This is a genomic window from Vibrio anguillarum (genome assembly GCF_001989995.2).
GTDB lineage: Bacteria > Pseudomonadota > Gammaproteobacteria > Enterobacterales > Vibrionaceae > Vibrio > Vibrio anguillarum.
Genome location: NZ_JAHGUP010000051.1, coordinates 26,465 through 39,664, shown reverse-complemented (window position 1 = coordinate 39,664; position 13,200 = coordinate 26,465). Strand labels below are relative to the sequence as shown.

Genomic DNA, 13,200 nt, shown 5'->3' with positions numbered 1-13,200 from the left:
GGTAATCTCTTTGCTTATCGGTAGTGATGTACAGCACTTAATTTTATACTTCAGGTTGGTAGTGCAAAATTGTCATTGATATGGGCGATTGCAACAACTCCCCTTCTGCATGGCCGGGTTGTACGTTACGTAAATTGGTATCGCATATCACTTCCCAGTTTTGGTTACGATCTTTAGGTAGAGTAAAACGAGCGGGTGCGTTGGTTTGGTTGATCAAGTAGAGCATTTCAGCCCCATCCGATCCAATGCCCATCTGCAATGCCACAGAACTTAAGCGGTTCCAATCATCATGTTCCATCAGTGTGCCATCCACGCGTCGCCAGAATACGCGGTTGGCATTACGTTCCTCACCGCTAAAAGCACGAATAAAGGGCACCATATAAAGGTGTCTTGCCGCCACCATTTGACTCAACCAATGTTTGAAGTAGCTTTTGCGTTCGGTCATGTTCCAGTCAAGCCAACTGATCTCATTGTCTTGGCAATAAGCGTTGTTATTACCTTGCTGAGTATGAGAAAGCACATCCGCGGTGAGAATATGAGGAATGCCAAAAGCAAAAAGTAAGCTCGCCATCATATTGCGTTTTTGCTTTTCGCGGGTTGCTTTTATCACCATGTTCTCGGTTTCGCCTTCGACGCCATAGTTGTCGGAGCGATTGTCACCGTGACCATCTCGGTTTTGTTCACCATTCGCTTCATTGTGCTTATGCTTGTATGACACCAAATCTTGCATGGTGAAGCCATCATGATAAGTGATGTAATTGACGGTCAGTTTGTAGGGCCAGTTTGCGGCACTGTACAAGTCGCGCGAGCCCATTAAGCGTGTGGCGAACTCTTTTAAATAGCCTTGATCGCCGCGCCAGAAGCTGCGTGTGATATCACGTAATTTGTCGTTACATTCATTCCAACCGAAAGGAAAATTGCCTACTTGGTAACCGTTTGGACCAATATCCCAAGGCTCAGCAATCAATTTGACGCGTTTTAATGTTGGATCTTGCGCCACCGCTTTAAAGAACGCAGCATCGGGGCTGAAATTATCGCCATTTCTTCCAAGCGTTGCGGCCAAATCAAAACGAAAACCATCGATTTGGTATTCGCTAACCCAGTAGCGCAGCGTGTCCATGACTAGGTTAAGGGCGGGTTGATAAGAGAGATCAATGGTGTTACCACAACCGGTAAAATTCGCGTAATGTTGGCCGTGTTTTAGATAATATTTAGGGTCGAGTGCTTTTAAATTGAAAATAGGCCCATCTTCGCCCCCCTCTGCTGAGTGGTTATAAACCACATCCAGTATCACTTCAATTCCGTGACGATGCAGTTCTCTGATAGCCGTTTTCAGTTCCGTTACCGCATCTTTTTGCGCATAACGTGGATCTGGCACCATAAACAGATAGGGGTTATATCCCCAATAGTTGACTTTGCCCATATCCAATAGATGTGGCTCATGCATACAAGCCGCGATGGGCAGTAGCTGTAGTGTGTTGATGTTTTGCTTGCGATAAAACTCCAGCATCTCCTCACTGATTAAGCCTAAATAAGTACCTTGTTCTGCTTTAGGCACACGTGGATTGAGTTTGGTCACCCCTTTGACATGGGTCTCAAATAAAATAGTCTTATCGCGAGGTATGTGTGGCTTTTTAGTTGATTGCCAATCGAATTGATCGTCGACCACGACACACTTAGGCAGCTCGAAACTCTTTTTTGAACTAAATGGTGTTTTATAGCCTAAGTTTTTATCTATCGCCTTCGCGTAGGGGTCGGAAATATAGTGCGGCTCGTCACCATTTAAAATGAGGTAACCGTATTTTTGCCCTGCTTTAATGTTTGGCACATGAGTGTACTTCACGCCCGCATATTCATTCTCTAACTCGTGGGTGGTGAAACTTCCCTGTTGATCAAACAGAGCGAGTAGAAGCTGTTTATTTGCTGGAGCATGAATAGCAAAATTGCAACCTGTGTTATCAAGGGTTGCACCGAGTGGGTAAGGGCTAGAAATAGTACATTTCATATGGGCATCTTTAATTGTTATTTTGCTGCACGTCATCGCTTTAAGTAAAAAGCTTTGTTGATATTAGGTCAAGCGCCCAATGAATAAAATTTGAATGTAATTTTATTTCATTTTAGTGATGTTATTGGCCCTAAATAGTGATCAATAAGGCATTTTGTATTCTATTTTATAACCATTAACTGATCTCCTCCCCCTGAAATCCGTGATCCGCGTTTTAAAAACGCCATACTATAAAATTACTCATCCTTTCTCCTCCCCCCCAAATTACTTTGAGGTGGAGGAAGCAAGCTTATTACGCCTTTAGTAACCTTATCACCGTTGAAACAACTGGGGACTTAGTCCCGTCTTACCTCTTCTTTTAGCGTTTATCTGTCAACTGCCTTGCAGGTTCCAACAGGAGAAGAGTGAAAGTTTTAAATGCTGTCCGTAGTTAAAATTTTCCATAAATATAAATCGTCCTTAATGGAGTTAAGAATGAAAAAAGTAAGTGTAATTGCTGCCGCAGTGGCTGCTACTCTAGCAGCAGGTTCTGCTTTTGCTGCAGAAACAGATGTACTAAAAGACGGATGGGAAGTTCATGGGTATGCTTCAATGAATTTCCGCATGGTTGATGGTGAAACTGTTGATACAGAGTTTGGTAAACCAGATTACAAAACAGCGGGTACTCATGGAAAAAGCACCAATCAGGTTGAGTTTGTAATTAAGAAACACACAGAACATGAAAATGGTGTTTGGTCAAATTTCACTGTTCGTTCTGAATACGGTAATGGTAACTCGTACGCTTATTCTTCATCTGGTAGTCAAAAAGCCAATGACACTGCACAATTTGAAGTGAAAGAAACTTTTGTTGAAATCGGTGGTTTATCCTACTTAGGAGAAGACACATCTATATGGGCTGGTCAACGTTTCCTAAACCGTGCTGCTGGTATTCTTTCTGGTGAATTTTGGAAACAATCTTCTGGCGTAGGTGCTGGTGTTCAAACTAAGCTTGCTGGCAATACTGCAGGATTTGCGGTGGTGGTTGCCGATCCTGATGCAGGTGCAGCAACGACAAACCCTGAACGCACAACGCTTTCATCTTACGATCTGTACTACTACGGTGTCGATGTTGGTTTTGGTAGCTTAGACTTTGATTTTAAATACATGGAACAAGCGAACAAAGACAGTAAATCAGATGATGGTTTTGGCGTATCAATCACGTTAAATTCTAGCTATTACGGCTTGGATGGTTGGGCTCAATCTGCTATTGCATATGGTAAAGGTGTTGCGCAAAACCGTGGTGTTAACTTTGGTGGCTGGTCAGGCGGTGATGATAAGCAAGAGTCTATTTTCTTGACTTCTTACGGTGTACTGAATATTTCCGAAAACTGGCAAATGGGCTCTGAAATTACCTATTTTGGTGCGCTGGATGAGTTATTTGGTGCTAAAGATTTGAAACGTTATATTGCTGCTGTTCGTCCATCGTATAAAGTGAATGATAACCTACGTCTTGAAATGACAGGTTCTTATGCTCATGAAGAGGGAGCTGAAGGTTACTGGGGTCGTACTGGTGAGGCACTAGAAAGCGATATTTTCAATGTGGAATTAGCTGCTGCATTTACAGTCAATGCTGATTACTTCGGTCGTCCACAAATCAAACCATACATTAGCTATATTTCTGCTGATGATGAAGCAAGCGCATCACAAATTGGCATCAAAGATGGCAAAAATGAAACAGTTATCGGTGTCCACACTGAAATCTGGTTCTAACTCAACTAAGATTTAAGGCAGCCTATTGGCTGCCTTTTTTGCTTTGTAAATGATAGAGAATAACGATGAATAATAAAAAATCATTAATGACCCTTATCCTCGGAGCAGCTTTGACTGCCTGTAGTTCAGTTCCATCTACCTCAAACCTTTCGTCTACTGAGGCTATCTCATACGCAAAAGTATGCTGTAATAATTATGCTGACTTTCCTTGGATTGAGCTACAAAGCAATGAAAGTATCGAGTTTGATATTGATGAAAGTGCCCCTATTGGCCACTTTACAGATGGCAATAGCTATTTTAATGCTTTTCAGCTCCCTCAACGTTCAGCAAAAGTGCAAATACAGCTTAGTAGCTACATGTTTGATAAAGCAGTATTTTTGCCAAAATTAATTATGTTAGATCAGACGTTCAATATTGTTTCTGAAATTGATTTATCACAATTTAAAATTAAAACCTCGGATGCTTTTACAAGAACACAATATTATGTAAACGTTCAGGTAGACTCTAAGCAGACACCTTATTTTATTATTTACTCTCCAGAGCAATATTTTGGGAAAACAATCAAGGTCGATCATCCAGCGAAGGTTAGAGCTAAAGATCTTGGTGAAGCGATGCCAATGGTCACGGACCCTACATATATATCATCCCACTTTGGTCAATTTAAACTAGAAATCAAGACATTATCTTTACAGTCTCATCAAACAAAGAGGAAAATTGAAAAGCCAGCATCAGAACAAACTGCAGCGGCAGTAGCAGTAGTTGTGCAGATAGAAACGAAAAAATATTACATATCAGCTATTGAAAATGCCGTCAATACTGGTGATGTAGCAAAAGCTCTAAGCTTATTAGATGAAGCGAAAATGTTGAATGTTGATGGTGCTCAGCAAGCATTTATTAAAGCCGTTAATGCCAAATAATTAAAAATTTAAGGTAAGCGTTATATTGGTATTTCATCGTTTCTATGGATGATTCTTATCCTAGATTTCTATATCCCTGATGGGCATTGAATGGTGTGGTTTCTGATATATAAGCTCCTTCATTGATGATGAAGGAGCTGTGGTTATACTAATCAACTGCCTTTTGTAAGTTTTGACTATGACGCTTGGTTTGAAGGTAGTCGTTCTGCTTTAAAGAATTATGCGTTAAATGCCAATTGGGATAAGTGAACTTTAATTTAGAGAGTTCAGGATAAGATGGAGCCACTACTTTTTTTACAATAATATCATTTCTGTTGAATTTAATGTCATCAGTGTTTACATCTAGTATTATTTCCACTTTTTTTGTTAAGTCGCACTCAATATTTATTTGATAATTCCCCAACTCCAATATGAGATTCAATATGAGATCAGCCCTCAGGTATCGTGGATTGATCATATAACTAGCCTTACCATCGTGGCATTGCCAGTTGAAGTATAAATTCTCATCTTGACCATATGGGAGGGTCGCACTAAAGCTTGTCCAGCATGACGGTAGTTTCGGTGAAAGATTAATCTTATTTTTCGACAATTCTGGTTTAAAGCCTAGGTAATCTTGTTGAGCATTTCGTGCATATTCTGAAACAGACCAGGCTTGAGCATAGGTACCTGTTTCTATCAAATTGTCTTCATCATGTTGATAAGCATCGAGGTTTTCACTCATTGTGCCACGATGTCCTTGCTGCAAAATTTGTTTGGCTAAGTTTTTGGATAATTGAAAAGCCAAATCTTGCTTGCTAAAACTTGTTAATGCACTGACGGTAAAACCAGCGTTCCAACCCCAAATCGTACCGTTATGGTATGCCGCATCTTTATGGTACTCAGAGCGATTATCATGGTAGGGGTGAAAATCTTCGTGATATTGCTCTAAGGAACAAATACCCCATGGAAATAAAAGATGATCAATGCTGTTTCGAATAATAAATTGCCCAATTTCTAGTGGGAGAAAGGCTTCTGTCTGTGGGATAGATAGTACCATTAATTGATTTGGACGTACGCTATTATCTGGTATATCGAACTCTTTTAGATGATCAGCTAGTTGTTTTTTATCCTCATCCCAAAATTTTCTGATAAAACTCATCTTTAATTTTTCAGCTAATTTTAAATAATATCGATGATCTAGATCATTTTTATTCATTTCTGCCAGACGTGCCGCAACATGAAAGCTTTCAAATAGCAATGCTTGAATATCATTAGCTTTCGGTCCGCGAGGAGACCATGGAATTTGACCTTTGATTTTTGCATCCATCCAGGTATCGGGATGACGATGTTTTAGTAACCCATCTTCACTAAGATAATTACTTTCTATCCCATCAATAAATCGTTTTACAATCGGATAAATATCCTTTGCAAAAGCGATATCGCCACTGTAATTAATATATTCCATCACCTCCCTAATCATCCAAGGCGTACCATCGGTCGTGTTATATATTATGTCCGTTTTGCTCGTTACTCGATTGGGAATACGACCGTAATTGACTGAAGTATGATCTTGCATTTGCATGGAAGCAAAATTTTCAATGATTGCTCTGGACTCTGGAAATTGACCATTAATGAGACTTGTCCCAGATAAGGCTATGAACGTATCCCTTCCCCAACAGTCTTTGAACCAAGGTAAACCAGCCCATATACCAGAACCAAACTCTTGGTTCACAAATGTACGACTTGCCAATCTAGACCACATCACGGCTCGGTTATACTCCAGATCGTTGGTCCATAGATAATTACGTGTCAGAAAGCGATACAGATTGTTTTGAAAAATAATATTTGCATGGTTTTGCGCTGCGAGTTGAGCTCCTTTTATTGCCTCTGTTTTGGTGCTTTCAAAGTAGAGGTAAATGACTAATTTTTGGGTTGATTCAGTGGAACTAATCATCAGCTTTACATTAGAATCACTTAAACCCATTAATTTAGAGGTGGTTGCACATTCATCGGTTGCCATTTCTTTGGCAATAACGGATTGATTTGCGCTAATCGCAATAAAACGTGGTTCTTCGCTAACAGAATTTGCGTCATTTACTTCATAGATAAGGACGTCATCGATGCATTCAGGTTTGCTTGCATTTACTAATATATTAAGCTCAGGGAGTATGGCAAGAGATTGTTTGGACTCAGAGGTGATGGTGAGACAAGCAAGTCGTTGACCTTGTAATAAGCTCAAACATTCTACAGAAGATGTACCAACATAGTGATGTTCAATGCCAAAAGGCATCAAGCGGGCTTTACTGGCTTGTGTTTTATCATTGATGTTACCGTTTACAAATGACGCAAATTGACCTAAATACCAACCTTGAGAATGACGGTAATTACCGCTTGAGCTGAAGCCATAGGTATGTCCTTGATAATATCCATCCACGCCATCACTGAATACATAAGAAAATTTTGAGGTACTTTCTATTGCTAGATTTGAAAATAAATTTTCTAGCTCTAAAGTGCCATCAATTCTTGGTGTACTCGGTTCTACACCACATATCGGCGTGAACTCCTTACAAATGAGAAGGCGTGTTTGTGTTTGGTTTATTGAGGTAATTTGAGAATGTCTATATTTTGAAGTCATGACCGATACCTATAAAAAGGGGTACAGTAGACTGTACCCAAAGGTGAACATGAAAATTGTGCTTGTTGGGGATGAATTATTTCGTGATTTGTTTCGCTGCCATATCTAATGCTTCTTTGACACCTTGTTTTCCTTGCATCGCATTATCAATCGCTGCCCCTTCGGCAAACCAGTATGCTGTCATCTGTGGGATATTAGGCATAATTTCACCATTTTCGGCGTTAATCATAGTGGCTTTGATTCGCTGATCTTGTTCTAAGATTTTTTGAAACGATTTTAACGTTACTGCGCCAAGTGGCTTATCGTCATTCATGATTTTTAGTGCATCATCTTGAAAGACATAATTTTCTAAAAACTCAACGGCAAGATCAGTATTCGGGCTGGCCGAATTAATCCCAGCACTTAGAATGCCAACAAAAGGATTACCTTTGCCACCGTTTAGCGTTGGCAGCTCTGCAACGCCATAATTTATGCCTAATTTATCTAAATTACCCCAAGACCATGGGCCGTTTATCGTCATGGCCACCTCTCCTTTGCTGAATGCAGCATCAGAGACGGCATAATCCATGTTTGGGTTCAATACACCTTGATTAACCATATTAACTAAAAACTGCAGACCGTTGATTCCTGCTTCATTATTAACTCCGGTACTTTTGGCATTGCAACCCCCTACAATTTTTTCAAAAGCATAGGCACCGCCAGAGGAAATAACAGGCCAAGTAAAGTAAGCATTTTTAATATCCCACATGATGGCTTTTTTACCCTGTTTCTCCATTGTATTATGAATACTGACTAGTTCTTCCCAAGTTTTAGGCGGTGTTGGTAACAGATCTTTATTGTAAATAAGAGAAGGGGCCTCAATAGCAAGAGGATAGCCAACCAATTTTCCATTAACGGTAACGGCATCCCAACTGAAATCGACCAACTTTTCTTTAAATTGCTTACTTGGTTTGATTTCGTGAAGCAAGCCTGCTTCTGCATAGCCACCGAATCTATCGTGTGCCCAAAAAATAATATCAGGACCACTGCCAGTTGCAGCGTGCTGTTGGAATTTCGCTTCAAGCGATTCTGGATGCTGAACAATGATTTTAATTCCAGTATCTTGTTCAAATTGTTGGCCTATTTGCGCTAAGCCATCATAACTTTTATCACCGTTAATCCAAATGGTGATTTCACCTTCTTGCATCGCCATCAGTGGTGCCGCCATTAAAGTGGCCAGTGTACAGATAGACAGATTCTTAATTGAATTTTTCATCACTATTTCCTGTTTTACCTAGGCCCGAAGCGAATATGGTACGCATGAGTCCTTGAGTGTAAGTCCTGTTGAAAATATAACGGCTTTTGCTTGCAATAAGAAATAGATGAAAGTGAGTTTGATATAGATTCTATCAATATCATTGCTCTAATATTGATAGAATGTAACTACGGTAGATAACACGGTGAGTTTTTCTACTTTCAAAAGTGTGAACCAAAACAAAAACTATTGTTGTAATGCCCGCTTTGTGTGCCGGAAGCCTATGTTATCAAGGCTTTAGTCCACACTGATCTTCAATAATCTGTTTAGTAGGGTGTTAGCCTTCATAAGGAAGAGGTATACTTCGTTAGTATTTCAATAAAACTGGTAATTTTTGGGTCAGCTATGCCTTGTTTAATATAAATTCCTACATTACCTTTTTTCTTTTTGTTGATGGTTAATGTTGCAATATTTCTTCTGGCCATCCAATGGCACATTTTATCGCTATATGGCATTACAGCGTTAGCCATCTCTAATATATCTATGCTAGCAAATAAAGAATCGACATCATAGATGGCTCTTTTACTCTCTCTTTGTTCCGTATATTGTTTAGCCAGTGATGCATGTTCAGCCAACATTGTACGATGTCGAGAATGATCCGGCGTGACGCGGATGAGAGGGTATTGGGCTTGTTCAAGCAGAAGTTCATCATCACTTTTTTTTGTATTCAATATCGGATGGCTTGAACATACAAACAATGCTTCTTGGTCTCGGAACAAAGGTTGGAAATGGACTTTACACCTTTCGTGTAGATCTTGAATTTCATGGCCAATAAAGAGGTCAATATCTCCCTGCACCAAATGATGGATCAAAGAAAGGTTATTGCCAAATTCCAAATGTATTGAACAATTAGGGGTGTTTTTTTGATATAGGCATACCGTATCGCGAACAAATAATTCCCACCACGCTTCCCCAGTGCCAAGCTTTAATTTTCCTTGATGTCTCTGTTGCATATCGGTGAACTGATGTAACAGTTGTTGCTGCTTTTCTTGTTGCTCCTGCACATACTCCCTAAATAGTTTGCCATAAGCGCTGAGCTCTACACCTTTTGAGCGGCGAATAAATAGCTCAACTCCAAGTTCATGTTCAAGCTTTTTAATTGCTGTGGTAAGAGATGGTTGACTGATATGCAGTTTCTCTGCGGCTTGCTTAATATTATTTTCAATCGCAACCATCAAAAAATATCGAAGGGATTTATCCATGCTGTTTTATCTTGTCTTCTGCTTATTGCTATCATGTTTGGCATAAATCACATTTTAGGTGATGTTTTTTTAATCTCTTTGCATGCAGAGAGGTCTAACTATAGTGATTTTTCTTATGATATAGGTATTGTCTATATCATATAGGGAATGTTCTATTGTTACTTTGCGTCAGCTCTCATTATGATGAGCAATAAATTAATTTACAAAAAGGCAATATCATGGAACCCAAATGGTGGCATAGCGCTGTGGTATACCAAATATACCCGCGCAGTTTTTACGATTCTAATCACGATGGTATCGGCGATTTAAATGGCATTATTAGTAAGCTTGATTACCTTGCAGAGTTAGGCATTAACGTTATTTGGCTATCTCCTGTTTATCAATCTCCAATGGATGATAACGGTTATGATATTTCTGACTACCAAGCAATAGCTCAAGAGTTTGGTTCCATGGAAGATATGCAGCGTTTACTGAGCGAAGCACAAAAACGCAATATTAAGATAGTGATGGATCTTGTCGTTAATCACACATCGGATGAACACCAATGGTTTTTACAAGCGAAGCAATCGCGAGACAATCCGTATCGAGATTACTACATTTGGCGGGATGCAAAACCGGATGGCAGTGTACCGGATGATACAGGGTCAATTTTTGGTGGCAGTGCTTGGCACTGGGATGAGCAAACGCAGCAATATTACTTCCACCTTTTTTCTAAACGTCAGCCAGATCTGAATTGGGAAAACCCTAAAGTGCAGCAAGAAGTGCACAGCATGATGAATTGGTGGATTGAACAGGGTATTGGTGGTTTTCGATTAGATGTTATTGATTTAATTGGCAAAGAAATTGATAAGGGCATTACTGGTAATGGCCCGCGCTTGCATCCGTTATTACAGCAAATGAATGCCGCCACCTTTGGTAATCAAGATCTGCTGACCGTGGGAGAAACTTGGGGAGCCACACCAGACATTGCAAAACTGTACAGTGCGCCGAGTCGTCGTGAGTTATCGATGGTTTTCCAATTTGAACACATCACTTTGACGTGGGAGCATGGTGACAAATGGAACCCTATTCCGTTAGATCTTAAGCAGTTTAAACAGGTATTAACCAAGTGGCAGATTGAGCTTGCCGATCAGGGTTGGAATTCATTATTTTGGAATAATCATGACCTACCACGCGCTGTATCTAAGTATGGTGATGACAAACGCTACCGAGTTGAATCTGCGAAAATGTTGGCAACGAGCTTACACTTTCTGAAAGGCACGCCTTATATTTATCAAGGCGAAGAGATTGGTATGACGAATGTGGCCTTCGATTCGCTCGATCAATACCGAGACATCGAGACGTTAAATTTTTATCGTGTGAAGACAGAATCGGGCGTTTCTCATCAGCATATGCTGGATGCTATTCATCAAAACAGCCGCGATAACGCTCGAACGCCAATGCAATGGTCAGCGGATAAACACGGCGGATTTACTCAAGGTTCTCCGTGGATAGAGGCGAATCCTAACTACCTAAAAGTCAATGTTGAACAAGCGCTTGCTGATAAACAATCGATTTACCATCACTATAAAAAGTTAATTGCACTGCGTAAAAAACACCTGTCCATCGTCTATGGATCGTTCACGCCTTTATTTGAAGAACATGACCAAGTGTTTGGCTATGTGCGCGAGTACCAAGGTGAGCAAATTGTCGTGGTCAGTAATTTTTCATCGGCCACGGTTTGTTTAACAATGCCCGAAAAGTTTCAATTGAGAGCGGTGGAGTGTTTGAGCTCTAATTATCAAGAGATTGAAAAATTAGAAGAAAACCTAGTACTCGAGCCTTATCACTCCATCGCGGTTTTGATGAGAGAGTAAAGTGAGTGGCTCATTTTTGATCTGGAATGAACGCAGCGATTTGGCTGCGTTTTTTCATTCATTGACCCAAATCGGAATCTATTCCTCAATTAGTGTGATTGTGCGTAACACTCTTGAAAAGAGTACGGTACTATCTTAGTGCTAAGGCTATGTGGCTTAATTAATCCACGAGCATTAGATATCACGAGCATTAGATATAGAGTGGCCTCTCTGTTTTGGATGAACGGATTTGACTGTTTCGTATGCTTTAAATGGTTCGAGACAGAATGAATGTGGTCAGACTTTTTCAAAGATTGAGAAAAATGGTCGATAATGAAGTTAATCAGCTAAATAAGATTTGAATCAATGAGCACTATTGGGATTGCCATAGGCGCAACCGGGTTATCACTTATCCTCATCTTCGTGTGGATGTTTTCGCTCTCTTTGCGCAAAAAACGCTTAGAGGAAGAGAGAAAAGAGAGAGAAATCGCTTATCGCAAAGCGATAGAAAAATCACGTGAACAAGAAAGACAAGATCGCTTGTTTAAGGCCGAAACAGGCCATGTGCCGACGATTTTGTATTTAGCGAAAGAAGCCGAACGAACCAACCTCAAAGAGGCGATGTACTGGTATGACAAAGCGGCAAATTATGACAATGTTACGGGAATGTATGGTGTTGTTCGGATTTGCCAAAAGTTTCGAGATGATCTGATTTTGCGGGAAAAAGAGAAGTTTTGGCAGACTTGTATTGCAGGCATTGAAGGTAACTTAACCGCAAAGTATGAAACTGGCATGGCCTATATTCATGGCCGTGGCGTGGAAGCGAATACTGCGAAAGGAGTCTCGTTAGTACAAGAGGCTGCGGAAGCGAATTTGCTCGACGCTGTGATTTTTATGGGGGATTGGTGTGTTTCACATGACAATATTGCGCCATCACCAGCGGATTCAACATTTTGGTATTCCAAAGCCGCGAAGCTAAATAGCCCGATAGGACAGATGAAACTAGGCTTGAATTACCTTAAGGGTGTTGGTGTCGCAATGGACCACAGTAAAGCTTGTTATTGGTTAGAGCGAGCTTCTGAAAAAGGTCATGTAGAGGCGATGTATCACGCAGGAGAAGCTTGGATAGATAAAGGTTCAAATGGCAATGCTATTGCTTATATTTGGTTATTTTTATCGGCTCATTTTGGTTTTGAACCGGCAAAGGTGCTAAGAGATCAAGTGGGCTCACGTATCGGTGTCGATTCTGTTGTGGGGTTGCAATCGTTGGCCAAACCACTCATGAAGAAAATCGGCGCGGGTACTGTAAGTAAACACTCAATTATTAAGGCGCTGAACAAGCTCTACAAACGTGGGATCCCTATCCCAGAGAAAGGGGAGTTACCTGATGAAGACGATCTCTCATTGAGCGTAGTGGCGGATGCCTCCGAAGAGCTTTTGTCATCCAAGCCATCTGATGATCATGAGGTTCTAACGCGATTAGATTTCTCCAATACTTCAATGGACAGGTAATGTTGGATCGATAAAGTGGCTAAGCACTGTAAATAAAAAATCTCTGAAATGAAAATCCCCAGCGAATCGACT

The 13,200-nt window shown here is 40.4% G+C and carries 8 protein-coding genes; 4 read left to right on the top strand and 4 right to left on the bottom strand.

The annotated features are described in order from the left end of the window. Window positions 1–43: 43 nt before the first annotated feature. Window positions 44–2,041: a glycogen debranching protein GlgX gene (glgX, locus tag PL85_RS12815; protein WP_017048138.1), complete on the bottom strand. Its 1,998-nt coding sequence runs from the start codon at window positions 2,039–2,041 to the stop codon at window positions 44–46. A 438-nt stretch (window positions 2,042–2,479) separates the two neighbouring features. On the opposite strand from glgX, the gene PL85_RS12810 reads away from it, so the two are divergent. Together PL85_RS12810 and PL85_RS12805 are read left to right on the top strand one after the other, a co-directional pair. Further along, window positions 2,480–3,754: a carbohydrate porin gene (locus tag PL85_RS12810; protein WP_174223854.1), complete on the top strand. Its 1,275-nt coding sequence runs from the start codon at window positions 2,480–2,482 to the stop codon at window positions 3,752–3,754. 65 nt (window positions 3,755–3,819) lie between these two features. Then, window positions 3,820–4,671 (top strand): MalM family protein, encoded by an 852-nt coding sequence (locus PL85_RS12805; RefSeq protein ID WP_017045030.1) that lies wholly within the window; start codon window positions 3,820–3,822, stop codon window positions 4,669–4,671. A 148-nt stretch (window positions 4,672–4,819) separates the two neighbouring features. On the opposite strand, the gene PL85_RS12800 is transcribed toward PL85_RS12805, so the two are convergent. The 3 genes from PL85_RS12800 to PL85_RS12790 form a co-directional block, all read right to left on the bottom strand. Further along, on the bottom strand, window positions 4,820–7,285 hold the full coding sequence (locus tag PL85_RS12800) for an amylo-alpha-1,6-glucosidase (RefSeq protein ID WP_115339937.1): 2,466 nt from the start codon (window positions 7,283–7,285) through the stop codon (window positions 4,820–4,822). 76 nt (window positions 7,286–7,361) lie between these two features. Then, a complete protein-coding gene (gene malE, locus PL85_RS12795) occupies window positions 7,362–8,540 on the bottom strand; it encodes a maltose/maltodextrin ABC transporter substrate-binding protein MalE (RefSeq protein WP_115339936.1) in 1,179 nt (392 codons plus the stop codon). A 323-nt stretch (window positions 8,541–8,863) separates the two neighbouring features. After that, window positions 8,864–9,781: a LysR family transcriptional regulator gene (locus PL85_RS12790; protein WP_013868350.1), complete on the bottom strand. Its 918-nt coding sequence runs from the start codon at window positions 9,779–9,781 to the stop codon at window positions 8,864–8,866. A gap of 218 nt (window positions 9,782–9,999) precedes the next feature. Here PL85_RS12790 and PL85_RS12785 point away from each other — a divergent pair, with 218 nt between their 5' ends. After that, window positions 10,000–11,637 (top strand): glycoside hydrolase family 13 protein, encoded by a 1,638-nt coding sequence (locus tag PL85_RS12785; RefSeq protein WP_115339935.1) that lies wholly within the window; start codon window positions 10,000–10,002, stop codon window positions 11,635–11,637. Window positions 11,638–11,982: 345 nt separating this feature from the next. Beyond that, window positions 11,983–13,128, top strand: coding sequence for a tetratricopeptide repeat protein (locus tag PL85_RS12780; RefSeq protein ID WP_019282475.1), 1,146 nt, complete (start codon window positions 11,983–11,985; stop codon window positions 13,126–13,128). Window positions 13,129–13,200: the final 72 nt, after the last annotated feature.